This window comes from Streptomyces nymphaeiformis (assembly GCF_014203895.1).
Classification (GTDB): domain Bacteria; phylum Actinomycetota; class Actinomycetes; order Streptomycetales; family Streptomycetaceae; genus Streptomyces; species Streptomyces nymphaeiformis.
In genome coordinates this window covers 51963-75551 of the sequence record NZ_JACHJY010000009.1, presented here as the reverse complement: position 1 = coordinate 75551, position 23589 = coordinate 51963, and the positions used below count along the sequence as shown (strand labels likewise).

The window sequence follows — 23589 nt, the reverse complement described above, 5'->3', positions numbered from 1 at the left end:
GGGGGAGATCACGTAAGGAGGACCCGATGGCTTGGCACGCGGAACCGCTGGTCGGCTTCGACCTGGAGACGACCGGCACCGATCCGCTGGAGGCCCGGATCGTCACGGCCTCGATCGTCGGCTACCACGGCGGCCGGGTGTCCCGGCAGCGCGACTGGCTCGCCGACCCGGGCATCCGCATCCCGGAGCAGGCCTCCGCGATCCACGGCATCAGCACCGAGCGCGCGGCCGCCGAGGGCCGGCCGGTGCGGGAGGTCGCCGACGAGATCGCCGAGACCCTGACCGGCTACTGGAAGCAGGGCGTGCCCGTCGTCGCGTACAACGCCTCCTTCGACCTCACGCTCCTCGCCGCCGAGCTGCGCCGCCACGGGCTGCCCTCCCTGGAGGAGCGGCTCGGTGGGGCGGCGATCGGACCGGTCGTCGACCCGTACACCATCGACCGGGCCGTCGACCGCTACCGGCGCGGCAAGCGCACCCTGGAGGCGGTCTGCGGGGAGTACGGCGTGGTCCTGGAGGCCGCCCACCAGGCCGCGGCCGACGCGCTCGCCGCCGTCCGGGTCGCCGTCGCGATAGCCGAGCGGCACCCGCAGGTCGCCGCCCTCGACCCGGCCGCGCTGCACGAGCGCCAGATCGGCTGGTACCGCGCCTGGGCCGAGGACTTCCAGGCCTTCCTGCGCCGCAAGGGCGACGCGGAGGCGGTCGTCGACTCCACGTGGCCCTTGCGCGAGACGGTCGCGGCGGCGGTCTGACCCGCCCGGGTGCATCGGCCGTATCAGCCCAGCGGCAGCTTCAGGTGGGCCGCCTCGCCGTCGACGGACGTGAGCGTGGTCGTGCCGCTGTCGGCCCCGGCGTCGGTGAGGGCGTCGGAGTAGAGCTGGTCCTTGCTGTTCACCACGAGCATGAGGCGGTGGCCCGCGGCCACGTCGTAGCCCGCTGCCTGGAGCTTCCAGGTGGCCGTGTGCTCCTCGCCGGGCGTCAGGTCAGTCAGCGTGAGGGGCTCGTGGGTGATGATGCGCGCCGTGTCGTCGGCGCTGACGTCGAAGAGGTAGGCCACGAGCGTCGCCGAGGCGGCGCTGCTGCGGACTCCGAGCGTGAGCTCGGGAACGCCCCGGATGCGGCGGGCGGTCCCGTTCGTGCCGGCGTCGAGCGGGGCGCTGGTCCAGACGGCGAGGTGCCGGCGGTCGAACGTGTCCGTGGGGTAGGTCTTCGGGGTGCCCTGCCACTCGGCCTGGCCGGTTTCGATGAGGGCGTCGACCGCGGTGGCGTCCGTGAGCCGGCCTGCGGTGAACTCCCGCTTCCAGCCGGTCTCCACCTCCCCGGCGAGGCCGCCGTCACGGCTGTCGGAGCCGACGGCGGTCAGATACCAGGACTCGGTGGAGGTGGTGACCTCCGCCCAGGAGGACTTGGGCTCGCGGACGGCGGGCTCGGTGATGACGGTCTTCCCGGTCTCCGGGTCGGTCCGCGTCTTGTACGTGAACATGATCTGGCTGTTGACCGCAGGCCACTCGGGCACGCCGTTGGCGGCGCCGAGCACATGGTGGTCGAGCCAGGCGAAGGCCTCCTCGACGGGGAGGTTCGGCCCGCTGAACGGGATGGTGAGCCCGGCGCCCTCCGGAGCGGCGTGGTCGCCGATCCACAGGTTCAGATGCTTGGGCACGGTCAGCCGCTCGAAGTGCTCGACGACCTGGTTGACCGGGAACAGCGTCTCGTGCCAGGTGTTGGAGAAGAAGGTGGGGACGTTCCGGGCGTTGGTTTCGGCGAGGTAATGGGCCGGCGCGCGCTCCGTGGCCCAGTCCACCACCTCCTTCATGTTCGTTCCGGCCTCGAAGTCCTCCAGGAGCTTCAGGGTGGGGGCGTCGAACTTCCGCTCCTTGGGGCCGCCGGTGAGATTGACCAGGGCTTCCACGGCCTTCAGGTGCCGGGTGCCGTTGTCGTAGAGGCTGGTGGCGAGGTTGCCCCAGGTGCTCAGGGCCACGACCGCGTCGACGCGGGCGGCCGGGTCGTGCGCCGCGACGAGCTGGCTGATGCCGGACCCGTACGACTCACCGAGGAACGCGATCTTGCTCGGGTTGAAGTGCCGCTGCGCGTAGTCGATGACGGTGGAGCCGTCGCGCCAGTCGTTCGGGCCGGCGACGTCGATCGTGCCGCCGGAGGTGAAGAACGCGTCGACGTAACCGCCGCCCGGCAGGGGGAACGTCTGCCCGATGCCGCGCGGGGTGTACGCGAGGACGTGATAGCCGCGCACGGCCAGCTGGAGGTACGTGTACACGAAGAGCGCCCAGCCGAGCGGCGTCCAGCCCGCCGGCACGATCACCACCGGGCGGGGCTCGTCGCCGTTGAGCTTGATCGTGAACGCCGAAAGGCGCACCCCGTCGTCCGCCGTGATCGTGAGGCGGTCGAGGGTAGCCCTGGCCTTCACCTGCTCCGTCAGCTGCTGGAGCTCGGGCGGGAGCAAGGTGCTCTCGGCCGAGCCGTCCAGCGTGGCGAGCAGGGCCTCGGCCAGATGGACGGTGGCCGGGTCGAGCTCGGTGGCGGAGGCGTAGACGCCCTGGTCGGCGATCCGGGCCACCTCGGCGGCGGTGACCGCGGTGATCTCGTTGTCGTCCTGAGGGTTGCTCACGAAGCGGTCCTCTTCACTGTGGCCGACCAGCCGGTCGGCGCCGGGTACCGGGACGTCCCCGCCGGTTCCCGGCCCTCCCGGCCCGCGCGGCGGAGACGGTCGGCATCGTTCCAGCCCAGAAGGAGCGGAAGCGTGGAAAATGGACACCGCCCCCGGTCCCGTCGGACCGCGCCGGACTCACTCTCCAGGAGCGTTTGAACGCGCCCTCCGCCGAGCCCCGCCCATGGAAACGATCACCATCCGTCGACCGCCGACGGAACCGGTCAGCCGGGATCAGGGGCGATCGACCGGAACCGGCCCGTCAGGAGTTCTCCTTGAGGAAGGACAGCAGCAGCTCGTTGACCTTCTCCGGCTGGTCCAGCTGGAGCCAGTGGCCGGCGTCCTCGACGCGCTCGTAGCGCCAGGGGCCGTTCACGAACTCGGCCGTCCCGGACATCGACCGCTCGGTGAGGAACCGGTCGCCGGTCGACCACACGCCCATCACCGGCACGGACTCCGGCAGCGGCACCGCCGGCGCCTCGGGGCCGAACTGGACCTCCGCCGGGATGCCGGCGCGGTAGACGTTCAGCGCGGCCGTCAGCGCGCCAGGCGCCCGCAGCCCCTCGATCACGGCCTCCGCGTCCGGGTGCTCGCCCAGCATGTCCCGCATCCCCGCGAAGTCGTCCCGCGCCAGCCAGTCCTCGGCGAGCCCGGCCAGCTGGAACAGCAGCATGTACCAGGAGCGCTGCTTCTGCTCCCAGCCCGCAGCCCGGATCGACGCCAGATGCCCCACGGACAGGATGCTCAGGCTCCGCACCCGGTCGGGGAAGAACTGGGTCAGGCCCTGGGCGATGCCCGAACCCCAGTCGTGGCCCACCAGGTGGACCCGGTCCAGTTCCAGCCGGGCGAGCAGCTCGACCAGGTCGCCGACGTGCTTGCCCGGGTGGTACGCCTCCACGCCGCCCTCCGGACGCTCCGAGGCGCCGAAGCCCCGCAGGGTCGGGGCCACGGTCGTGAAGCCGGCCGCGTTCAGCGCCGCGACCTGGTGCCGCCACAGGTGGTGGCTGTCGGGGAAGCCGTGCACGAGCAGCACGGCCGGTCCCTCCCCGCTCACCTCGACGTCGAGGGTCACCTCGGACAGTTCGACACGCATCTCAACACCCCGTTCGTTACCGGCCGGTTCGACGGGAACATGATGTCAGAACGGGTACCAGCGCACCTCGGGGTCGCCGTCCCGCAGCGAGGCCACCCGCCGCTCGAACTCGGCGAGCGCCTTCGGGTTCGACGGTGCGTGCTGCGCCACCCACGCGCAGCTCGCGGTCTCCCGTGCCCCGCGCAGCACCGCGCACCCCTCCCACTCCCGGACGTCCCAGCCGTACGCCTCGGTGAAGGCCTCGTACGCCGCCGGGTCCAGGCCGTACCGGTCCCGGGAGAGCGCGAGGACCACCAGGTCGTGCTCGCGCAGGTCCGAGGAGAAGGTCTCCAGGTCCACCAGGACCGGGCCCTCGGGGCCGACGTGGACGTTCCGGGGGAGGGCGTCACCGTGGATGGGTCCCGGGGCCAGGTGCGGGGTGAGCGAGGCCGCCGCCGGGGCGAAGGAGTCGCGCCGTTCCCGCAGGAACGCCGCGTCCGCCGGGTCGATCGCGTCCCCCGCGAGCCGCAGCCACCGCTCGACCCCGCCGAGCAGCTCACGCCGGGGGAGCGCGAACCCCGCCGGCTCCGGCAGCGCGTGCACGGCCCGGAGCAGCGGGGCCAGATCGCGGGGCTCCGTCGCCCGTACCGCGTCCGGCAGCCGGTGCCACAGGGTGACCGGATGCCCGTCCACGAGCCGCGGCTTCTCCTCGGCGGCCCGGACCGCCGGGACACCGGCCGATTCCAGCCAGGCCGCCAGCGCGAGCTCCCGCTCGGCCCGCGCGAACAGCTCCGCGTCCCGGCCGACCTTCACCACCAGATCGCCCACCGCGAAGACCGCGTTCTCGCCGAGCGCGAGCAGCCGCGCCTCCGCGACCGGCAGCTCCGCCCCGGCCAGGATCTCCCGTGCCCGCGCCTCGTCCATCGACCTCTCCCTCACCTGTGTGTTTGCGCCAAAGTCTCGCATCCGCGCAGCTCACCGCGCCGGTCGCCTTGACGGGCCGACGGGCCGTCAGCACCATGACGGGGTTCCCACGACGGCGTCACCAGACAACAGACGGGGGTCCGATCGTGAGCTCCGTGACCGCGACGAAGCGGCCCGGCAGGGCGCGCGCACCGCGCGCCGCCGCCCCCGGGGCACGACCGCGCGGCCCCGATCCCGGCGCCTGGTTCCTGGTGCTCCCGGCCCTCCTGCCGATCCTCGTCCTCAGCGTGGGCCCGCTCCTCTACGGCATCGCGCTCGCCTTCACCGACGCCCAGTCCGGCCGCGTCCAGGCCACCCGCTGGGTGGGCGCCCTCAACTTCCAGGACCTGCTGCACGACACCCTCTTCTGGGAGTCCTTCCGCATCGGCCTGGTCTGGGCCGCCGGGGTCACCGTCCCGCAGTTCCTGCTCGCCCTCGGCCTGGCCCTGCTGCTGAACCAGGACCTCCGCCTTCGCTGGCTTGCCCGGGCCCTCGCCATCGTCCCCTGGGCGATGCCCGAGGTCGTCGTCGGCATCATGTGGCGGCTCGTCTACAACCCCGACGCCGGCATCCTCAACGAGACCCTCCGGAACCTGGGCCTCGGCGAGGGCCGCGACTGGCTCTCCGGGCTCGCCACCGCCCTGCCCGCCGTCATCGTCGTCGGCGTCTGGGCCGGCATGCCGCAGACCACCGTCGCCCTGCTCGCCGGACTCCAGAACACCCCGCGCGAACTCCACGAGGCCGCCGCCCTCGACGGCGCCGGCGCCTGGCGCCGCTTCCGCACCGTCACCTGGCCCGCGCTCCGGCCCGTGGCCCTCGCCATCACCGCCCTCAACCTCATCTGGAACTTCAACTCCTTCGCCCTGGTCTACGTCCTGACCAACGGCGGACCGGGCGGCCGCACCCGGCTCCCCATGCTCTTCGCCTACGAAGAGGCCTTCCGCTACGGGCAGTTCGGCTACGCCGCCGCCATGGGCTGCGTGATGGTCGCCGCCGTCTCCGTGCTCATCGCCCTCTCCCTCGTACGCCGTCTGAAAGGGGACCAGGACCGGTGAGCGCCCTCCGGACGAGCGGGCCCGCGCGCGCGGGGCAGTACCTGGCCCTCCTCGCGTACCTGGTCTTCCTCGCCTTCCCCTTCCTCTGGCTGCTCTCCACGGCCTTCAAGCCCGCCCCCGAGCTGGCCTCGCTGCACCCCACCTGGATCCCGGAGGACCCCACCCTCGACAACTTCCGGCAGGCCTTCGACGAGCAGCCGCTGCTCAGGGCCGCCGCGAACAGCCTGCTCGCCGCCGTCTGCGCCGCCGTGATCGCGGTGGCCGTCGCCACCCCGCTCGCCTATGTGACGGCCCGCCACCGGGGCCGGCTCGCCGGGGCCGCCACCGGCTGGGTGGTGATCAGCCAGGCCTTCCCCTTCGTCCTCGTGATCATCCCGCTCTTCCTCGTCCTCAAGAACCTGCACCTGATCAACAGCGTCGCCGGCCTCGTCCTGGTGTACGTGGTCTGGTCGCTGCCCTTCGCCCTCTGGATGCTCATGGGGTACGTACGGGCCGTCCCGGCCGAGCTGGAGGAGGCCGCGGCCGTCGACGGCGCCGGCCGGATCCGTACCCTCGTCTCGGTCACCGCCCCGCTGCTCGGCCCGGGCATCGTCGCCACCGCCCTCTTCGCCTTCGTCACCGCCTGGAACGAGTTCTTCTTCGCGCTCGTCCTGCTCAAGACCCCCGAGAAGCAGACCCTGCCGGTCGTCCTCACCCACTTCCTCGGCGCCGAGGGCGTCGCCGACCTCGGCCCGCTCGCGGCCGCGGCCTTCCTCGCGACCCTGCCGTCCCTCCTCGTCTTCGCCCTCCTCCAGAAACGGATCGCGGGCGGCATGCTCGCCGGGGCGGTGAAGTCATGAGACGGCTCCTCGGCCTCGTCGCCTCCCTCGCCCTGCTCCTCACCGGCTGCGCCGCCGGCGACGACGGTCCCGACGACGGTGTCGTACGGCTCCGATTCCAGTCCCTGGCCTGGCAGAAGGAGTCCGTCGACGCCAACCGGCAACTGGTGGACGAGTGGAACGCCGGCCACCCCGACGTCCAGGTCGACTACGTCCAGGGCAGCTGGGACTCCGTCCACGACCAGCTCCTCACCTCCTTCGAGGGCGGCGAGGCGCCCGACATCATCCACGACGCCTCCGACGACCTGGCCGACTTCGCCTACGGTGGCCACCTCGCCGACCTCCGCCCGCTGCTGCCCGAGCGGCTGCGCGCCGACATCCCCGCCCGCAGCTGGGAGACCACCACCTTCGGCGAGGGCGTCTACGGCGTGCCCTTCCTCCAGGAACCGCGCGTCCTCATCGCCAACCGGAAGATCCTGGAGTCCTCCGGAGTCCGCGTCCCCACCCCGGAGAAGCCCTGGAGCTGGAGCGAGTTCCGGCAGATCGCCCAGGACCTCACCCGCACCATGGGCCCCGGCCGGTACGCGGTCGCCTGGCCCCTCAGGGAACCCGTCTCCGTCAGCCTCAACCTCGGCGTCTCCGCGGGCGGGCGGCTCTTCCACCGGGACCCCGACGGCCGGGTCACAGTCGACTTCACCGAGGCCGACGGCATCGTCCCCGGCACCGTCCACGACCAGGTCGCCACCGACCGGACCGCCCCGCGCACCACGCTCGGCAGCGGCGGCTCCGACACCCTCCCCGGCTTCTTCGCCGGCAAGTACGCCATGGTCCCCCTCGGCTTCGCCTACCGTCAGCAGATCGCCCAGCAGGCACCCGAGGGCTTCGAGTGGACCGTGCTGCCCGCGCCCGCCGGCGACGAGGGGCTCGCCCAGGGCGTCTCCCCGCAGACCCTGTCGATCGCCGAGGGCAGCCCCCACAAGAAGGAGGCCGCGCGGTTCCTCGACTTCTTCCTGCGCCCGGCGAACATGGTGCGGCTCGCCCGCGGCGACTGGATGCTGCCCACCGGCACGGCCGCGCTCGCCGACCCCTCCCTGCACACCGCGCGCGACGGCTGGGCGACCGGGGCGGCGGTGGCGCGGCACCTGCGGCCCGCGCCCGCGCAGTCCGTGCGCGGCTATCCCGAGTGGAAGGACAAGGTGGCGACCCCGGCCTTCCAGGAGTACTACAGCGGCGCCATCGACCGGGCCGAGCTGCGCAGACGCCTGGTCGAGGACGGCAACCGGGTCCTCGCCCGCTATCAGCGCAGATGACGGATTCGTCATTACGAAACCTTGTTGAATAAGTCACAGATGGGTGAAGGGTCTTCTCCGCGCCCCCGCCATCGGACAGTGTTCGAACCGGCCATCGTGCCGCCCCCCACGAGGCGCGGTGGCCATACATTGAGGTCCATGACGAAGACGTACGCGGCCCTGCTCCGCGGTATCAACGTGAGCGGCCGCCGCAAGGTCCCCATGGCGGAGCTCCGGAGCCTCCTCGAAGGGCTCGGGCACACGGACGTCCGCACCTACCTCCAGAGCGGCAACGCCGTCTTCACCACCGATTCCGGCGCGGGAGAGGAGGAGTTGCGGGCCGCGCTCGAAGACGCCGTCGAGGAACGCTTCGGCTTCCGCGTCGACTGCCTCGTCCGCGACGGCGACTACCTCGCCGCCGTCGCCGCCGACTGCCCCTTCCCGGCCGCCGAACTCCAGGGCAAGCAGCTCCACGCCATCTACTACTCCGGTCCCGCCGACCCCGAGCGCTTCGCCTCCCTCGACCGCGAGGCCTTCCTGCCCGAGGACTTCGCCCTCGGCGACCGCGTGCTCTACCTCTACACCCCCGAGGGCCTCGGGAAGTCCAAGCTGGGCGACGCGGTCTCCCGCCCGTCCGTCGTGAAGGGGCTGGTCGCCACCGGCCGGAACTGGAACACCGTGGTCAAACTCGTCGAGATGACACACGAGGACTGACCCCTGATTGGCCCAGGGGAACAACCGGGAAATGGCCCGTGGCACCGGGCCATCTGCCGACTAGATTCATGGTCATGACGAACAACGAGACCAAGCCCCGTCCGACCGTCGACTTCTACTTCGACCCCGCCTGCCCCTTCGCGTGGATCACCTCCCGCTGGATGCTGGAAGTCGAGAACCACCGGGACATCGACCTCCGCTTCAAGGTCATGAGCCTGTACTTCCACAACGAGGGCAACACCCTTCCCGACTGGTACCGCGAGCTCGTCGACGCCTCCATCGGCCCCGTCCGCGTTGCCGCCGCCGCCGCCGAACAGCACGGCGAGGAGATCCTGCGCCCGCTCTACACCGCGTACGGCACCCGCATCCACGAGAAGAAGCAGAAGGACTTCGACGCCGTCATCGCCGAATCGCTCAACGAGCTCGGGCTCGCCCCCGAACTCGCGGCCGCCGCGCACGACCCGTCGTACGACGAGCTGGTCCGCCGCAGCCACGACGCGGGCAAGGAGTCCGAGGGGGAGGGGTACGTCGGCACCCCGACGATCCACGTCGACGGCACCGTCTGGTTCGGCCCGGTCCTGCGCGCCATCCCGCGCGGCGAGGACGCCGCCGAACTCTTCGACAGCTTCCGCGTCCTGGCCAACCACCCGGACCTCTTCGAGCTCAAGCGCACCCGCACGGGCGGCCTGGACTTCAGCTAGACCGTACGGCGTATGGGCAGGTCAGGACGCCGAAGCCCCGTACTCCAGGCAGCCGTCACGGGTTGATCCGACCGGTCGGATCTTCCGGTGGGTCGCGCCCGAACGCTCCGGGCGACGGCCGGGCCGAGGTTATGCATATGTCTCCGGACCATCCGAGTCCGGACGACCATCCCTGTGCACCGACCTCAGGAGCCGCACCATGCGTCCCGTCAGAGCAGCCTGCCTCGGCACGGCCACCGCGCTCGCCGCCCTCCTCGCCTGCGCCCCCGTCACCTCCGCCGCGACCGGGGCCGGTTCCGCCCAGGCCAAGGGCAGGGCCCCTGTCCTCACCCTCACCGCCGAGCTCGCGCAGCGGACCCCCTTCCCCGTGAACCCCGGCGGCCCCGCCGCGCAGGGCGATCGGGTCGTCGTCCGGTCGATCCTCAAAGACGAGGGCGGCAACGTGGTCGGCGAGAGCGGCGGCACCTGCGTCCTCACCCGGGCGGCGGTGGAGGGCGACCCCGGTGGAGCGGAGGAGTGCATCGTGACCTACGCCCTCCCGGACGGCCAGATCACCGCGCAGGGGATGTACTTCGGCACCCTCAACCCGGGCCCGCCCCCTTCGTTCGACAACGCGATCACCGGCGGCACCGGGAGGTACGCCAAGGCCCGCGGCACGGTCCACTCCGACACGACCATTGTGGACGGCAAGGTCGTGAGGCACCTCACGTTCACCTTCGCCTGACCGACCCCGGTCGCCGCCCGGCGACCGGGTGTCGCGAAAGTTCAAGACGGAGCGGCCGGGCGGCCCGTAGCGTCGGGAGCATGAACGAGATGCACACCCACCTCACCGCCTGCGCCGCCGAGGCGCGCCGCGTCGCCCGCGCCGTCACCGTCGAGCAGCTCGGGGAACCCTCCGTCTGCACCGACTGGACCGTCCGCGAACTCGCCAACCACCTGGTCCTCTACTCCGCGCACGGCCTCGAACACCGGGCCCTGCGCACCCAGCTCCCCGAGGAGACCGTCCAGCGGGACTTCGCCGGAGAGGACGGCTGGGCCGAGGCGTACGCGGCCCAGCTCGACCGGGCCCTGGCCGCGTGGGAGCGGCCGGAGGCCTGGGAGGGGGAGATCGACATGGTCGGCAGCGCCATGCCGGCCCCCGAGATCGCCGCCATGCTCGTCGAGGAACTCGCCCTGCACGGCTGGGACCTGGCCCGCTCCACCGGACAGGACTTCACCCTGCCGGAGGAGACGGCCGTCTTCCTGCTCGGCGTGGTCGAGCGGTACGCGGAGATGTACCGCCAGTACGAGGGCTTCGCCGCGGTCGTCGACGTCCCCGACGACGCACCGGCCCTCGACCGCGCCCTGGCGATCAGCGGCCGGAACCCGAAGGCCTAAGCCGTCCTGGCGACCGCGCCGTCCACCGCGTGGGCCCCGTCGTACCGCTCCAGGAGCAGGCGGGCCAGTTCGGGGGAGGGGCCGAGGACGTCCGCCAGGACGTCGGCCCCGGCAGCGCCCGCCGCGATGCGGTCCGGGAGGCGGCCCGGGGCTATCACGTACGGGGCGACCGCCACCCGCCGGACGCCCGGCTCCGAGCGCAGGGCCCGGACGGCGTCCTCCGTACGCGGGAGAGATGCGGAGGCGAACGCGGGCCGCACGGAGCACCAACCGGTGCGCCGCAGCTCCCGCGCCGTTTCTGCGATCACCGCGATCGCCTCCGGGTCCGTGGAGCCCGCCGAGGCCAGGACGACCCCGGTCGCGCTCTTGTCGGCGGGCGTGAGGCCCGCCTCGTACAGCCGCCGCTCCACCGCCGCGATCAGCAGCGGCGACGGGCCGAGGACCTCCGCCTGGCGGATGCCCAGGGACGGAGGGGCCTGGCGCAGTACGGCGGGGATGTCGGCCTTCGCGTGGAAGGCCCGGGTCAGGAGGAGCGGCAGGGCCACGACCTCCCGTACCCCGTCGGCGGCCAGGCGGTCCAGGACCCCCGGCACCGACGGCAGGTTGAAGTCCAGGAACGCCGTCTCCACGCGCAGCCCCGGCCGCAGCGCACCGGCCCGGCGCACGAGCGCCTGGACGGTCGCCGCGTGCCGCGGGTCGCGGCTGCCGTGGGCGATCACGAGGAGGACGGGGCGGTTCACGGTCCGGTTCAGCCCCTCGCGAGCAGGCCGCGGCGGCGCAGGACCGCGCGCTCCAGCGGGCTGAAGATGAGCAGGTCGATGGCGATGCCGACGAGCAGGATCAGGATGATCGCCAGGAAGATCCCGGCCATGTCGATGTTGTTGCGGCCGTTCTCCAGGAGCTGGCCGAGGCCGAGGCCCAGGTCCGGCGAGGAGGCGATGATCTCCGCGGCCATCAGCGAGCGCCAGGAGAACGCCCAGCCCTGCTTGAGGCCGGCCAGGTAGCCGGGGAGCGCGGCCGGCATCACGATGTACCAGGCGCCCTTGACGCCCGTCGCGCCGAGCGTCTGCCCGGCCCGCAGGAACAGCGGCGGGACCTGGTCGACGCCGGCGACGAGGCCGTTGGCGATCGACGGGACCGCGCCGAGCAGGATCACCGCGTACATCATGCTGTCGTTGAGGCCGAGCCACAGGACGGCCGGCGCCACCCAGGCCACCGAGGGCAGCGACTGGAGGCCCGCGAGGATCGGGCCGATCGCCGCGCGCACGAACTTCACGCGGGAGACGAGCAGGCCCAGCGGGGTGCCGATCGCGAGCGCCAGGACGAAGCCGTACAGGGCCCGGGACACGCTGGTCCACAGGACGCTGAACAGCGTCCCCTCCCGCCACATCACGGTCAGGCTGTCCCACACGGCGGACGGCGCCGGAAGCTTGTACTCGTCGGTGACCTTGAAGGACACCAGGAGCTGCCACACCACCAGGACGAGCACGACGGCGACGACCGGCGGGAGCACCTTCTTGACCAGCACCTCGCCGACCGGGGTCCGCCGGATCTGCACGCTGTCGAGGGCGTCCAGACCGGCTTCGAGCCCGGCGAGGTCGTCGGTCTTCTGCTCCTTCAGGGTGGTTTCAGTGCTGGCCATGGCGGCGGATCTCCCCACGCAGGTGCTCGGTGATCTCGAGGGACAGCTCCGCGACGGCGGAGTCCTCGATGCGGCGCGGCTGAGGGATGTCGATGGTCCACTCGTGCGCGATCCGGCCGGGCCGGGACGAGAGGAGGACGACGCGCTCGGCCAGCCGCACGGCCTCGCGCACGTTGTGCGTGACGAAGAGCACCGACAGCTTCGTCTCCCGCCAGATCCGGGTCAGCTCGTCGTGCAGCACGTCCCGGGTGATGGCGTCGAGCGCGGCGAACGGCTCGTCCATCAGGAGCAGGTCGCTGTCCTGGGCGAGCGCGCGGGCCAGCGCGACGCGCTGCCGCATGCCGCCGGACAGCTCGTGGACCCGCTTGTCGTACGAGCCGCCGAGCCGGACGAGGGTGAGCAGCCGCTCGGCCTCGTCGCGGCGCTCGGCCTTGGGCACCCCGCGCAGCCGCAGGGCCAGTTCGATGTTCTTGCCCGCGGTGAGCCACGGGAAGAGGGCGTGCTCCTGGAACATCAGGGCCGGCCGGCCGCCGGGGGTCTCGATGGACCCCGCGGACGGCCGGTCGAGCCCGGCGACCAGGTTGAGCAGCGTGGACTTTCCGCAGCCCGAGGCGCCCAGGAGGGTGACGAACTCGCCGGGGGCGACATCGAGCGAGATGTCGTCGAGGACGAGCTGCCCGCCGGCGGGTCCGCCGAAGGACTTGGAGACATGCTCGATGCGGGCGGCATGGGTCACCGCCGCACGGTCCTCGGCCTTGGCGAGCGTCGCGGTCGTGGCCATGGTCGTCACCTCCTGGGGATCAGCTGCGGGCTGTTACTTCGCGCCGAGACCGGCGTCGGAGACCTCGGGCTGACCCGCGGCCTTCAGGACCTTGTTGAGCGGCTTCAGGTCGTAGATGCCGGACAGTTCGGGCTTCTCCAGGAGACCGGCCTTCACCGCGTGGTCGGCCTGGGCCTGCAGGGTGGCCGCCAGCGGGTCGTTGGTGAACTGGATGGACGGCCACGCGGCGTCGATCACCTTCGCGCCCAGTGCCTTGCCCGAGAGCTCCTTCAGCTTGGCGTTGGCCGAGGCCTTCGCCTTGTCCTGGTTGGCGTTGATCCACTCGTTGGTCTTCACCGAGCCGCGCAGGAACGCCTCGACGACGTCCGGGTGCTCCTTGAGGAACTTCTGCGACACGATGATGTTCGTGATGACGAACTTCTTGTCGGGCCACAGGTCGGACTCGTCGAGCAGCACCTTCGCCCCGTCGGCGACCAGCTTGGACGCCGTCGGCTCGGGCACCCAGGCGCCGTCGATGGCACCGGAGGCGTAGGCGTTCGGGGTGACCTTGTTGTCCGTGCGGACCACGGAGACGTCGCCCTTGCCGCTCTGGGCGTCGACCTTCCAGCCCTTCTCGGAGATCCAGTTGAGGAAGGCCACGTCCTGCGTGTTGCCGAGCTGCGGGGTGGCGATCCTCTTGCCCTTGAGATCGTCCGCGGTCTTGATCTTCGCCGGGTTCACCACGAGCTTCACGCCACCGGAGGCGGCGCCGCCGACGATGCGGAGGTTGGTGCCCTTGGTCTTGACGAAGCCGTTGATGGACGGCGAGGGGCCGATGAAGCCGATGTCGATCGAGCCGGCGTTCAGCGCCTCGATCTCGGACGGACCCGCGTTGAAGGTGGTGGGCACCAGCTTGGTGCCGCCCAGCTCCTTCTGGAGGATGCCCTCCTGGTCGCCGACCAGCGCGGTGGCGTGCGTGAGGTTGGGGAAGTACCCGAGCCGTACGGTGTCGGCGGAGAGCTTCTCGCCCTCGGCGGCCACCTTCTTCGTCGAGTCGTCGTTCTTGGCCTCGGAGCCGTAGCCGCAGGAGGCGAGGACACCGATCAGCAGCGGCAGAGCGGCGGCGGCGGCCAGGCCGCGGCGCAGGGTGGTACGGGTGGTGGCAGGCACGGGTGGTGTTCCCCTCGATTCAACTTCTCAGCGAAGTCTGCGTTTATGTCGTTCGGGGTGGAGCGGGTGGAGCAGGTGGAGCCGTGTCGCACCGCTGGCGCGGCGCATCGAGGTCAGCGCGCACATCGCGCCACACCTCCCCGGCCCGCGCCGAGGGCACCGGAGCCCACCCGGCCGCCCTCCTTCGCGAAGGTGGCCCAGAAGTCCTGACCGGTCATCAGAAGTCCCACCCTTCTTCCTCGTCCACCGCGGCGACGGCCTTCGACGTGGCGAAGGACTCGCCCGCCATGCCGGCCGCGAGCGTGGTGCCGTCCGCGGGGTCGATCAGCAGGAACGAACCCGTACGGCGGGAGTCGGCGTACGCGTCGAGCGCGAGCGGCTCGGCGGTGCGGACCACGACCCGGCCGATGTCGTTGGCGACCAGCTGCCCGGGGTTCGGGTGCTGGGAGAGGTCGTCGAGGGTCAGCCGCGAGGGGATGTCCTTGACGATCGCCTTGACCGTGCGCGTGGTGTGCTTGAGCAGGACCCGCTGGCCGACGGCGAGCGGCTGGTCCGCCACGTGGCAGACCGTCGCCTCGACGTCCTGGCTGGTGGCCGGGGCGTCGGCGCTCGGCGCGAGCAGGTCGCCGCGCGAGATGTCGATGTCGTCGGCGAGCCGGATCGTCACCGACTGCGGCGCCCAGGCGATGTCCACGGACTCGCCGAGCGCGTCGATCGCGGCGATCTTCGACTTCTTCCCCGACGGCAGGACGGTGATCTCCTCGCCGACCCGGAAGGCTCCGGCCGCGATCTGACCGGCGTAGCCCCGGTAGTCGGGGTGCTCCGCGGTCTGCGGACGGATCACGTACTGCACCGGGAAGCGGGCGTGGCAGGCCGTCAGGTCGTGGCTGACCGGGACGGTCTCCAGGTGCTCCAGGACGGTCGGGCCGCCGTACCAGTCCATGTTCGCGGACGGCTCCACGACGTTGTCGCCGGCGAGCGCCGAGATCGGGATCGCGGTGATCTCCGGGACGCCGAGCTCGGAGGCGTACGTCGTGAACTCCTCGGCGATCGCGGCGAAGACGGACTCCTGGTAGTCGACCAGGTCCATCTTGTTCACGGCGAGGACCACGTGCGGGACGCGGAGCAGCGCGGCGACGGCGGCGTGCCGGCGGGTCTGCTCGACGACGCCGTTGCGGGCGTCGACCAGGACCACGGCCAGCTCGGCGGTGGAGGCGCCGGTGACCATGTTCCGGGTGTACTGCACGTGCCCGGGGGTGTCGGCGAGGATGAACCGGCGGCGGGGCGTCGCGAAGTAGCGGTACGCCACGTCGATCGTGATGCCCTGCTCGCGCTCGGCCCGCAGACCGTCGGTGAGGAGCGCCAGGTCGGGCGCCTCCTGGCCACGGGAGCGCGAGGCGTGCTCCACGGCCTCCAGCTGGTCGGCGAGGACCGACTTGGAGTCGTGGAGCAGCCGGCCCACCAGGGTGGACTTGCCGTCGTCGACGGAGCCGGCGGTGGCGAAACGCAGCAGGGTGGTGGCCGCCAGCTGGTCGGACAGCTGCTCGGTGGACGTGCTCATTAGAAGTACCCTTCGCGCTTGCGGTCTTCCATCGCGGCCTCGGACAGCTTGTCGTCGGCCCGGGTGGCACCCCGCTCGGTGAGGCGGGAGGCGGCGATCTCGGCGATGACGGCGTCCAGCGTGGTGGCGTCGGAGTCGACGGCACCGGTGCAGGACATGTCGCCGACGGTGCGGTAGCGGATCAGCCGCTTCTCGACCGTCTCCGTCTCCTTCGGGCCGCCCCACTCGCCGGCCGTGAGCCACATGCCGTTGCGGGCGAACACCTCGCGCTCGTGGGCGAAGTAGATCTCGGGGAGCTCGATCTTCTCCCGCTGGATGTACTGCCAGACGTCCAGCTCGGTCCAGTTGGAGAGCGGGAAGACCCGGACGTGCTCGCCGGGGGCGTGCCGGCCGTTGTAGAGCTGCCACAGCTCGGGGCGCTGGCGGCGCGGGTCCCACTGCGAGAACTCGTCCCGCAGGGAGAACACCCGCTCCTTGGCGCGGGCCTTCTCCTCGTCGCGGCGGCCGCCGCCGAAGACGGCGTCGAAGCGGTGCTGCTGGATCGCCTCGGTCAGCGGGACGGTCTGCAGCGGGTTGCGGGTGCCGTCGGGGCGCTCGCGGAGCTTGCCGGCGTCGATGTACTCCTGCACGGAGGCCACGTGCAGCCGCAGCCCGTGCTGGGCGACGACCCGGTCGCGGTACACGATGACCTCGGGGAAGTTGTGCCCCGTGTCGACGTGGAGCAGCGTGAAGGGGACCGGCGCCGGGGCGAAGGCCTTCAGCGCCAGGTGCAGCATGACGATGGAGTCCTTGCCGCCGGAGAAGAGGATCACCGGCCGCTCGAACTCGCCCGCCACCTCACGGAAGATGTGGACGGCCTCGGACTCCAGGGAGTCGAGGTGCGACAGCGCGAACGGACTGTCCGTGGTGTCGTGAGTATGAGCAACGGTGGTCACAGCAGACCCCTCTCGGTGAGCAGCGCGTGGAGCTGCGCCGCGGACTCCTGCACGGTCTGGTTCTGGGACTCGATCCGCAGATCGGGGTTCTCGGGCGCCTCGTACGGGTCGTCGACGCCGGTGAGGCCGCTGATCTCGCCCGCGGCCTGCTTGGCGTAGAGGCCCTTCACGTCGCGGACGGAGCAGACCTCGACGGGGGTCGCCACGTGGACCTCGACGAAGGCGGTGCCCTCGGCCTGGTGACGCTTGCGGACCGCCTCGCGGCTGTCGTTGTACGGGGCGATGACCGGGACCAGGACCTTCACGCCGTGCGAGGCGAGCAGCTCGGCGACGAAGCCGATCCGCTGCACGTTCGTGTGGCGGTCCTCGCGGCTGAAGCCGAGGCCCGCGGAGAGGAACTCGCGGATCTCGTCGCCGTCGAGGATCTCGACGCGGTGGCCCTCGTCGCGGAGGCGGCCGGCCAGCTCGTACGCGATGGTGGTCTTTCCGGCGCTCGGCAGGCCGGTGAGCCAGATGGTGGCACCGGTCACGTGGTTCTCCTGGGAGGTGTGGGAGGTCTGAGGGGTGGGGGTCATCAGCCGTGCAGCCCGCATTCGGTCTTGGCGCGGCCCGCCCAGCGTCCGGCGCGGGCGTCCTCGCCCTCCAGGACGCGGCGGGTGCAGGGGGCGCAGCCGACGGAGGCGTACCCGTCCATGAGGAGCGGGTTGGTGAGGACACCGTGCTCCGTGACGTACGCGTCGACGTCGTCCTGCGTCCAGCGGGCGATGGGGGAGACCTTCACCTTCTGCCGCTTCTCGTCCCAGCCGACGACCGGGGTGTTCGCCCGGGTCGGGGACTCGTCGCGGCGCAGGCCGGTGGCCCACGCGCCGTACGCGGTGAGGCCCTCCTCCAGCGGCTTGACCTTGCGCAGCGCGCAGCACAGGTCGGGGTCGCGGTCGTGGAGCTTCGGACCGTACTCGGCGTCCTGCTCGGCCACGGTCTGACGCGGGGTCAGGGTGATGACGTTGACGTCCATGACGGCGTCCACGGCGTCCCGGGTGCCGATGGTCTCCTCGAAGTGGTAGCCCGTGTCGAGGAAGACGACGTCCACACCGGGCTTCACGCGCGAGGCGAGGTGGGCGACGACGGCGTCCTCCATGGAGGAGGTCACGCAGAAGCGGTCGCCGAAGGTGTCCACGGCCCAGCGGAGGATCTCCAGGGCGGAGGCGTCCTCCAGATCACGGCCGGCCTGCTCGGCGAGTGCCTTGAGGTCGGCCGCGGTCGCGTCCTTCACCTGATCGTCCGTCATGTGTCTTCCCTCCCGGTGGAGTTGCCCGGAGTCGCCGGGGCGAGGAGCCCCAGGAACTTCAGCTGGAAGGCTCGACTGCACGCGGCGCACTCCCATGCGCCGTGACCCTGCTCGTTGGGCCGCAGGTCCTCGTCCCCGCAGTAGGGGCAGAAGAAGGGGGCCGCACGCTCGCTCACGGTGCCTCCTTGTTCGCTTCTCCGCCTACGCGGCGCAGAGGTGCGGGCTTCGTCGTCGGCAGCAGCCCGGCGGCCGCGTATGCGTCGCTCACGACAGCGCCTCCTCGGAGGCGCGGGCCGCCCAGGTCGCGAAGCGCTCGCCGGTCTCGCGCTCCGCCTGGAAGCGCGTGAGGACCCGCTCCACGTAGTCCGGGAGCTCGGCCGCCGTGACCTTGAGGCCGCGGACCTTGCGGCCGAAGCCGGCCTCGAGACCGAGCGCGCCGCCCAGGTGCACCTGGTAGCCCTCGACGCGGTTGCCCTCGTCGTCCAGGACCAGCTGGCCCTTGAGGCCGATGTCCGCGACCTGGATGCGGGCGCAGGCGTTCGGGCAGCCGTTGATGTTGATCGTCAGCGGCTCGTCGAACTCCGGGAGGCGGCGCTCCAGTTCGTCGATGAGCGAGGAGCCGCGGCCCTTCGTCTCGACGATCGCGAGCTTGCAGAACTCGATGCCGGTGCAGGCCATCGTGCCGCGCCGGAACGGGGTCGGGTTCACGCGCAGGTCGAGCGACTCCAGGGCGGCGACCGCCGAGTCGACCTGGTCCTGCTCGATGTCGAGCAGCAGCATCTTCTGGTCCGCCGTGGTCCGCACCCGGCCGGAGCCGTGCCGCTCGGCCAGGTCGGCGATCTTGGTCAGGGTGGCGCCGTCGACCCGGCCCACGCGCGGGGCGAAGCCGATGTAGAAGCGGCCGTCCTGCTGCTCGTGCACGCCCATGTGGTCGCGCCACTGGCCGGCGGGCTGCTCCGGGGCGGGGCCGTCCGTCAGCTTCCGCTTGAGGTACTCGTCCTCCAGGACCTGGCGGAACTTCTCCGGGCCCCAGTCGGCGACGAGGAACTTCAGGCGGGCGCGGTTGCGCAGCCGGCGGTAGCCGTAGTCGCGGAAGATCGAGATGACGCCCTCGTAGACGTCGGGGACCTCGTCGAGGGAGACCCAGGTGCCGAGGCGGACGCCGAGCTTGGGGTTGGTGGACAGACCGCCGCCGACCCACACGTCGAAGCCGGGGCCGTGCTCCGGGTGCTCCACGCCGACGAAGGCGATGTCGTTGATCTCGTGCGCCACGTCGAGCAGCGGCGAGCCGGAGACCGCGGACTTGAACTTGCGGGGCAGGTTGGAGAAGTCCTTGTTGCCGACGATGCGGCGCTGGATCTCGTCGATGGCGGGGGTGCCGTCGATGATCTCGTCGGCGGCGATGCCGGCCACGGGGGAGCCGAGGATGACGCGCGGGGTGTCACCGCAGGCCTCGGTGGTCGACAGGCCGACCGCCTCCAGGCGGTTCCAGATCTCGGGGACGTCCTCGATGCGGATCCAGTGGTACTGGACGTTCTGGCGGTCCGTGATGTCGGCCGTGCCGCGGGCGAACTCCTCGGAGATCTCGCCGATGACCCGGAGCTGCTCGGTGGTCAGCCGGCCGCCGTCGATGCGGACCCGGAGCATGAAGTACTCGTCGTCCAGCTCCTCCGGCTCCAGCACGCCCGTCTTGGTGCCGTCCAGACCCTGCTTGCGCTGGGTGTAGAGGCCCCACCAGCGCATGCGTCCGCGCAGGTCGTTGGGGTCGATGGAGTCGAAGCCGCGCTTCGAGTAGACCGTCTCAATACGTGTCCGCACATTGAGACCGTCGTCATCCTTCTTGAACTGCTCATTGCCGTTCAGGGGGGTGAAGTGCCCCACCGCCCACTGACCCTCGCCACGGTGGCGCCCGGCCTTGCGGCGGGCGGCGGCGGGAGTGGGGTTTTCCGGGGTGGCGGCCATGGCGTTTTGTCCTTCGGGACTGCGAGAGGGCGGCTCTGACCTGCACACTCGCGCTCAGGTCAGAGGGTGGCGCGTCAGTGCGCAGCAGGGTGGGGCAGAGTCGGGCTATCAGGAGATCGCGGCGGTGCTGGTTCTCTCAGCGCGCCGAACAGATGGCGCTGGACATGCGGCCGAGGTCGACGTGCCGCCGACTCACCAAGGCAATTCCAGTTCCAGACATGACGGAAGCGTGTCACGGGACTTTGGACCCAGTCCAGCATCGTCCACTATGCGGACGTAGTCGTCTCGTACGTCGAGACAGTGTGCTCCAGGTCACGCGAAAGGGGCCCTGTTCAGGGCCCCTTTGGCGATGCGTGTGGATCAGGAGTACGGATCAGGGCGTACGGCTCAGGCGTACGCGCCCGGCCAGGGACCCGGGGTCTCCGACTCCTCGGCCTCCTCCACCTTGGTGTCGAACAGCCGGAAGCCGCGCCGCTCGTAGTTGGCCATGGCGTGCGGCCCGTCGAGCGAGCAGGTGTGCAGCCAGACGCGCTTCGTGGGCTCGCGGTCCGGCCAGCGCTCGGCCAGGTCCCAGGCGCGCGCCGCCCCGTAGGAGAGGAGGTGGCCGCCGATCCGGCGCCCCCGGAAGGCCGGGATCAGGCCGAAGTAGACGATCTCCACCACACCGTCGTCCTGCGGGTCGAGCTCCACGTACCCGGCCGGCGTCCCCTTGTCGTACGCCACCCAGATCTCGGCGCCCGGCTTCTCCACGATCTCCTGCCACTGCTTGTACGTCAGCGACAGCCGGTCGGACCAGCGGATGTCGCCGCCGACCGCCGTGTAGAGGAAGCGGCTGAACTCCGCCGAGGGCACCTCGGCGCGCCGGATCACCACGTCGTCGCCCTCCGGCGGGGCGGCGGGCCGGAGGTCGGACGGCGAGGTCTGTTCGAGGGACCAGGTGGTGAGAGTGATGCTCATGGGCTCATCGCATCATGCGGAGCGCCGGATTCCCACCCTGTTCGGTGCGGGCGGACAAGACGTCCGGCATACGGACACCCCTGGACGCCGTGCGTTCCCCGGCCGCGCATGACCTCCGAGGTAATCGACCGCCGCGTCCCACCCCCGGCAGGGTGATCACACCGGGACGGCAACGGCCTCCCGGCGATCGGGCGAGAGGGCACGAACATGGGCAAGGGCCGGCGTGGTCTGGTGGGCATCGCGATGGCGACCGCGGTCGTGGCGGCGACGGTGACCGTGACGACGGCGCAGGCGCAGCCGCGCGGGGTCACGGACGCCGTCCGGAGCGACTGCCCGACGGTGCGGGCGAAGGTCGACCGACTGGAGGGACGGATCACCCCCAACGCCTGCGCGTTCATGCAGCGGCAGATCACCTTCGGGGAGCTCCCGACCGGGACGCCGCCCGCGTACGGCGACCTCGGTCACCCCCGGGTCCGGGCCTACCTCGACATCTTCGACCCGGAGGCCACCCTCTGGGAGGCCGGCGGCGAGCCGCAGCGCGGGCGCACCGCGATCGGCACCTCCATCACCGGCTCCCTCGCCCTCGCGCCGAGCCTCGCCTACCGGGGCACGGACGTCGTCGCCGACGGAAGCACCGTGATGTTCGGGCAGTGGAACGAGGTCACCCTCAAGGGCCGCACCATCGCCTATCCGCAGATCGCGCGGAACGTCCTCGGCGACGAGGGCCGCACCCTCCAGGCCCGCCGCTACTACGACCGGGCCGTTCTCTTCCAGGACACCCTGCCCGGGGACGCCCCCGCCCCCCTCTTCGCGGGCATCGCCGACAGCGGCGAGCCCGGCGCCGGAACCCCCGGGGTCCTCGGCGGCGAGGAGGTCCCGGACCGCCTCGCCGCCTGGAACGCGGAGGACGTCGACGCCCTGCTCGCCCGCACCGCCGGAGCGCGCCTCTCCGGCCCGGGGCTCGACACCCCGCTCACCACCGAGGCCGGCAAGCGGGCCTGTCTGGAGCGGCTCTTCGCCACCGCCGACCTCCACCTCAAGGCCGGCCAGGTCGCCGAGGGCACGACCACGACCTACGTCGAGTGGTACGGCACCGCCTCCGGTGACATGGGCACCGGCATCCCCTTCGGGATCGTCGAGCGCTTCGGCCCGGCGGGGGAGTGGGAGCTGTACTTCGACACGCTCCCGCTCGTCGCCGACGCCGACACGATCCGCACCCTCTTCCGGAAGCTCGCCTCCTAGGGCGTCCGAACGGTCCCGGCGGTGCGGCCGGCCCGGACGGCGGGGGCGGTGGAGTGCGGCAGGAGGTCCGCGGGGCGCTCCGGGCGCAGGACCTCCACCGCGACCTCCTCCCGGAAGCGGTACGGACGGTGCGCCAGGACCCCCGCCAGGTTCCGCCGCACCCGGGACATCTCCGCCCGCACGGTCACCGTCCTCGTACGGTCGCCGAAGACGTCGTCCGCGAGCTCCGCCGCCGTCCGGCCGTCGCGGTGCAGCGCCAGTACATAGAGGAGCTCGGCGTGCCGGGGGCTGAGCTCCTGCTGCCAGCTGCCCGCCGCCCCGGACACGGCGACCGTCCAGCGGCGCGGCCGGCTCAGGTCCAGGACCACCCGGCTCGCCGCCGCCTCGGAGCCCGGCTCCTCGGGCCGGGACTCCTCCTCCACGCGCAGCAGCCAGCCGCCCGGCAGCGGCTCCACCGCGCACACCCCGAGCGAGGGCAGCCAGACCCGGCCGACCCGGAACGACTTCGGCAGCGGGATCCGGTCCACCGGCGCGAGCCCGGTCACCGCCGCCGTCCAGCCGTGGTCGTCCACCGCGACGGCCCGGCCGCCCACCCGGCACAGGATCGGCGCCGCCACCGCCCGCAGCCGCTCGATCGACCGGCGGTGCCGCTCCCGCATCTCGGCCTCGGCGAGCTGCGCGACCGAACCGACCAGGGCCAGCATCGCCGGATGGAAGCTGGACGCGGGACCGGACACGTCCAGGATCCCGAGCAGCCGCTGGTCGCGCGGATCGTGCACGGGTGCCGCGGCGCAGGTCCAGTTGTGCAGCGTGTGCACATAGTGCTCGGCGGAGTGCACCTGCACCGCACGGCCCAGGGCGAGGGCCGTGCCCACCGCGTTCGTCCCGGTGGCGTGCTCGCTCCAGGCCGCGCCCTCCTCCAGACAGATGCCGTTCGCCTGCCGCAGGACGGCGAGGTTCCCCTGGCGCCACAGCACCCGGCCGTGCTCGTCGGTGACCACCATGATCTGCAGGGAGGCGTCGGCGATGCCGGCGATGCCGCCGCTCAGCGTCTGCATCACCTCGGAGAGGAGCGTGGTCCTGCGCCGCTCCTCCAGCTCGTCCCGCTGGAGCAGCACGGTGCTGGTGCTCTGGTCGGGGTCGAGGCCGAGCCGGGCCATCCGCTGCCAGGACGCGTCGATCACCGGGCGGGGCGCGATCGGGGGCGTGCGGCCCGCGAGGGTCTCCTCGCGCACCCGGTGCAGCAGCCGGCTGGCCTGGGCGGCGTCCATGGCGGCGAGCCGCTTCATGTCGAGCTGCGTGTTCTTCATCGGTCTCTCCCAGCCACCCGGGTGCTGTATCGGTTCTGCACGGGGCAGATGTCCGGAGTGTCGGTGCCCATCGTGCCGTCCGGGACCGCCGGGCGAGGCCCGGTTCGGGTAATC

General features: G+C 71.8%; 25 protein-coding genes. 9 read left to right on the top strand and 16 right to left on the bottom strand.

Annotated features, from left to right (window positions below; translation table 11 throughout):
- The first annotated feature begins 26 nt into the window (after nt 1–26).
- Nucleotides 27–749: a 3'-5' exonuclease gene (locus GGE06_RS28885; protein WP_116158256.1), complete on the top strand. Its 723-nt coding sequence runs from the start codon at nt 27–29 to the stop codon at nt 747–749.
- Nucleotides 750–772: 23 nt separating this feature from the next.
- Here the strand turns inward: GGE06_RS28885 and GGE06_RS28880 are convergent, their stop codons facing one another.
- From GGE06_RS28880 to GGE06_RS28870, 3 genes are all read right to left on the bottom strand, one after another.
- Nucleotides 773–2620, bottom strand: coding sequence for an alpha/beta fold hydrolase (locus GGE06_RS28880; RefSeq protein ID WP_184932176.1), 1848 nt, complete (start codon nt 2618–2620; stop codon nt 773–775).
- Nucleotides 2621–2921: 301 nt separating this feature from the next.
- A complete protein-coding gene (locus GGE06_RS28875; RefSeq protein ID WP_116158254.1) occupies nt 2922–3752 on the bottom strand; it encodes an alpha/beta fold hydrolase in 831 nt (276 codons plus the stop codon).
- Between the two features lie 45 nt (nt 3753–3797).
- Complete coding sequence (locus GGE06_RS28870) at nt 3798–4655, bottom strand: phosphotransferase enzyme family protein (RefSeq protein ID WP_116158253.1); 858 nt, start codon at nt 4653–4655, stop codon at nt 3798–3800.
- A 95-nt stretch (nt 4656–4750) separates the two neighbouring features.
- Between GGE06_RS28870 and GGE06_RS28865 the strand changes: the two genes are divergently transcribed.
- The 7 genes from GGE06_RS28865 to GGE06_RS28835 all read left to right on the top strand — a co-directional run bounded on the left by GGE06_RS28865 (nt 4751) and on the right by GGE06_RS28835 (nt 10648).
- A complete protein-coding gene (locus GGE06_RS28865; RefSeq protein WP_221518635.1) occupies nt 4751–5749 on the top strand; it encodes a carbohydrate ABC transporter permease in 999 nt (332 codons plus the stop codon).
- On the top strand, nt 5746–6588 hold the full coding sequence (locus GGE06_RS28860; protein ID WP_116158251.1) for a carbohydrate ABC transporter permease: 843 nt from the start codon (nt 5746–5748) through the stop codon (nt 6586–6588). Before GGE06_RS28865 ends, GGE06_RS28860 begins: the two co-directional genes overlap by 4 nt.
- Complete coding sequence (locus GGE06_RS28855) at nt 6585–7877, top strand: ABC transporter substrate-binding protein (RefSeq protein WP_184932174.1); 1293 nt, start codon at nt 6585–6587, stop codon at nt 7875–7877. The genes GGE06_RS28860 and GGE06_RS28855 overlap by 4 nt, the downstream gene beginning before the upstream one ends.
- A gap of 138 nt (nt 7878–8015) precedes the next feature.
- The gene (locus tag GGE06_RS28850; RefSeq protein ID WP_116158249.1) at nt 8016–8570 is read left to right on the top strand and encodes a DUF1697 domain-containing protein; all 555 of its coding nucleotides are present in this window, start codon (nt 8016–8018) and stop codon (nt 8568–8570) included.
- A 74-nt stretch (nt 8571–8644) separates the two neighbouring features.
- Complete coding sequence (locus tag GGE06_RS28845; protein WP_184932173.1) at nt 8645–9271, top strand: mycothiol-dependent nitroreductase Rv2466c family protein; 627 nt, start codon at nt 8645–8647, stop codon at nt 9269–9271.
- Nucleotides 9272–9470: 199 nt separating this feature from the next.
- Nucleotides 9471–9995, top strand: a complete 525-nt coding sequence (locus GGE06_RS28840; RefSeq protein ID WP_246532840.1) for an allene oxide cyclase barrel-like domain-containing protein — start codon at nt 9471–9473, stop codon at nt 9993–9995.
- An 80-nt stretch (nt 9996–10075) separates the two neighbouring features.
- Complete coding sequence (locus tag GGE06_RS28835) at nt 10076–10648, top strand: TIGR03086 family metal-binding protein (RefSeq protein ID WP_116158248.1); 573 nt, start codon at nt 10076–10078, stop codon at nt 10646–10648.
- On the opposite strand, the gene GGE06_RS28830 is transcribed toward GGE06_RS28835, so the two are convergent.
- From GGE06_RS28830 to GGE06_RS28780, 12 genes are all read right to left on the bottom strand, one after another.
- The gene (locus tag GGE06_RS28830; protein WP_116158247.1) at nt 10645–11388 is read right to left on the bottom strand and encodes a sirohydrochlorin chelatase; all 744 of its coding nucleotides are present in this window, start codon (nt 11386–11388) and stop codon (nt 10645–10647) included. The two genes, GGE06_RS28835 and GGE06_RS28830, sit on opposite strands and share 4 nt — an antisense overlap.
- A gap of 8 nt (nt 11389–11396) precedes the next feature.
- Entirely contained in the window at nt 11397–12290 is an 894-nt protein-coding gene (locus GGE06_RS28825) for an ABC transporter permease (RefSeq protein ID WP_116158246.1), read from the bottom strand.
- Nucleotides 12277–13071, bottom strand: coding sequence for an ABC transporter ATP-binding protein (locus tag GGE06_RS28820; RefSeq protein WP_116158245.1), 795 nt, complete (start codon nt 13069–13071; stop codon nt 12277–12279). The genes GGE06_RS28825 and GGE06_RS28820 overlap by 14 nt, the downstream gene beginning before the upstream one ends.
- Nucleotides 13072–13104: 33 nt before the next feature.
- The gene (locus tag GGE06_RS28815; RefSeq protein WP_116158244.1) at nt 13105–14220 is read right to left on the bottom strand and encodes an aliphatic sulfonate ABC transporter substrate-binding protein; all 1116 of its coding nucleotides are present in this window, start codon (nt 14218–14220) and stop codon (nt 13105–13107) included.
- Between the two features lie 217 nt (nt 14221–14437).
- Nucleotides 14438–15781 (bottom strand): sulfate adenylyltransferase subunit 1, encoded by a 1344-nt coding sequence (locus GGE06_RS28810; RefSeq protein ID WP_116158242.1) that lies wholly within the window; start codon nt 15779–15781, stop codon nt 14438–14440.
- On the bottom strand, nt 15781–16716 hold the full coding sequence (cysD, locus tag GGE06_RS28805) for a sulfate adenylyltransferase subunit CysD (RefSeq protein ID WP_184932172.1): 936 nt from the start codon (nt 16714–16716) through the stop codon (nt 15781–15783). The genes GGE06_RS28810 and cysD overlap by 1 nt, the downstream gene beginning before the upstream one ends.
- Nucleotides 16713–17291, bottom strand: a complete 579-nt coding sequence (cysC, locus tag GGE06_RS28800) for an adenylyl-sulfate kinase (protein ID WP_116158240.1) — start codon at nt 17289–17291, stop codon at nt 16713–16715. Before cysC ends, cysD begins: the two co-directional genes overlap by 4 nt.
- Nucleotides 17291–18004, bottom strand: a complete 714-nt coding sequence (locus tag GGE06_RS28795; RefSeq protein WP_116158239.1) for a phosphoadenylyl-sulfate reductase — start codon at nt 18002–18004, stop codon at nt 17291–17293. Before GGE06_RS28795 ends, cysC begins: the two co-directional genes overlap by 1 nt.
- A complete protein-coding gene (locus tag GGE06_RS28790) occupies nt 18001–18180 on the bottom strand; it encodes a hypothetical protein (RefSeq protein WP_116158238.1) in 180 nt (59 codons plus the stop codon). The genes GGE06_RS28795 and GGE06_RS28790 overlap by 4 nt, the downstream gene beginning before the upstream one ends.
- Nucleotides 18181–18268: 88 nt before the next feature.
- Complete coding sequence (locus tag GGE06_RS28785; RefSeq protein WP_184932171.1) at nt 18269–19966, bottom strand: nitrite/sulfite reductase; 1698 nt, start codon at nt 19964–19966, stop codon at nt 18269–18271.
- A 136-nt stretch (nt 19967–20102) separates the two neighbouring features.
- The gene (locus GGE06_RS44120) at nt 20103–20186 is read right to left on the bottom strand and encodes a putative leader peptide (protein ID WP_351188065.1); all 84 of its coding nucleotides are present in this window, start codon (nt 20184–20186) and stop codon (nt 20103–20105) included.
- Between the two features lie 167 nt (nt 20187–20353).
- Nucleotides 20354–20923, bottom strand: coding sequence for a GNAT family N-acetyltransferase (locus GGE06_RS28780; protein ID WP_116158236.1), 570 nt, complete (start codon nt 20921–20923; stop codon nt 20354–20356).
- Nucleotides 20924–21130: 207 nt separating this feature from the next.
- On the opposite strand from GGE06_RS28780, the gene GGE06_RS28775 reads away from it, so the two are divergent.
- Entirely contained in the window at nt 21131–22165 is a 1035-nt protein-coding gene (locus GGE06_RS28775) for a hypothetical protein (RefSeq protein WP_184932170.1), read from the top strand.
- Here the strand turns inward: GGE06_RS28775 and GGE06_RS28770 are convergent.
- Nucleotides 22162–23475 carry a helix-turn-helix domain-containing protein gene (locus tag GGE06_RS28770; protein WP_116158234.1) on the bottom strand — a complete coding sequence of 438 codons (1314 nt, stop codon included), beginning with the start codon at nt 23473–23475 and terminating at the stop codon, nt 22162–22164. The two genes, GGE06_RS28775 and GGE06_RS28770, sit on opposite strands and share 4 nt — an antisense overlap.
- Nucleotides 23476–23589 lie beyond the last annotated feature (114 nt).

Excerpts from the sequence above, each read along its gene's own strand:
- GGE06_RS28885 (WP_116158256.1), top strand. The coding sequence starts at position 27 with ATGGCTTGGCACGCGGAACCGCTGGTCGGCTTCGACCTGGAGACGACC.
- GGE06_RS28875 (WP_116158254.1), bottom strand. The coding sequence starts at position 3,752 with ATGCGTGTCGAACTGTCCGAGGTGACCCTCGACGTCGAGGTGAGCGGG.
- GGE06_RS28870 (WP_116158253.1), bottom strand. The coding sequence starts at position 4,655 with ATGGACGAGGCGCGGGCACGGGAGATCCTGGCCGGGGCGGAGCTGCCG.
- GGE06_RS28865 (WP_221518635.1), top strand. The coding sequence starts at position 4,751 with ATGACGGGGTTCCCACGACGGCGTCACCAGACAACAGACGGGGGTCCG.
- GGE06_RS28855 (WP_184932174.1), top strand. The coding sequence starts at position 6,585 with ATGAGACGGCTCCTCGGCCTCGTCGCCTCCCTCGCCCTGCTCCTCACC.
- GGE06_RS28850 (WP_116158249.1), top strand. The coding sequence starts at position 8,016 with ATGACGAAGACGTACGCGGCCCTGCTCCGCGGTATCAACGTGAGCGGC.
- GGE06_RS28845 (WP_184932173.1), top strand. The coding sequence starts at position 8,645 with ATGACGAACAACGAGACCAAGCCCCGTCCGACCGTCGACTTCTACTTC.
- GGE06_RS28840 (WP_246532840.1), top strand. The coding sequence starts at position 9,471 with ATGCGTCCCGTCAGAGCAGCCTGCCTCGGCACGGCCACCGCGCTCGCC.
- GGE06_RS28835 (WP_116158248.1), top strand. The coding sequence starts at position 10,076 with ATGAACGAGATGCACACCCACCTCACCGCCTGCGCCGCCGAGGCGCGC.
- GGE06_RS28825 (WP_116158246.1), bottom strand. The coding sequence starts at position 12,290 with ATGGCCAGCACTGAAACCACCCTGAAGGAGCAGAAGACCGACGACCTC.
- GGE06_RS28820 (WP_116158245.1), bottom strand. The coding sequence starts at position 13,071 with ATGGCCACGACCGCGACGCTCGCCAAGGCCGAGGACCGTGCGGCGGTG.
- GGE06_RS28810 (WP_116158242.1), bottom strand. The coding sequence starts at position 15,781 with ATGAGCACGTCCACCGAGCAGCTGTCCGACCAGCTGGCGGCCACCACC.
- cysC (WP_116158240.1), bottom strand. The coding sequence starts at position 17,291 with ATGACCCCCACCCCTCAGACCTCCCACACCTCCCAGGAGAACCACGTG.
- GGE06_RS28795 (WP_116158239.1), bottom strand. The coding sequence starts at position 18,004 with ATGACGGACGATCAGGTGAAGGACGCGACCGCGGCCGACCTCAAGGCA.
- GGE06_RS28785 (WP_184932171.1), bottom strand. The coding sequence starts at position 19,966 with ATGGCCGCCACCCCGGAAAACCCCACTCCCGCCGCCGCCCGCCGCAAG.
- GGE06_RS44120 (WP_351188065.1), bottom strand. The coding sequence starts at position 20,186 with ATGTCTGGAACTGGAATTGCCTTGGTGAGTCGGCGGCACGTCGACCTC.
- GGE06_RS28780 (WP_116158236.1), bottom strand. The coding sequence starts at position 20,923 with ATGAGCATCACTCTCACCACCTGGTCCCTCGAACAGACCTCGCCGTCC.
- GGE06_RS28775 (WP_184932170.1), top strand. The coding sequence starts at position 21,131 with ATGGGCAAGGGCCGGCGTGGTCTGGTGGGCATCGCGATGGCGACCGCG.
- GGE06_RS28770 (WP_116158234.1), bottom strand. The coding sequence starts at position 23,475 with ATGAAGAACACGCAGCTCGACATGAAGCGGCTCGCCGCCATGGACGCC.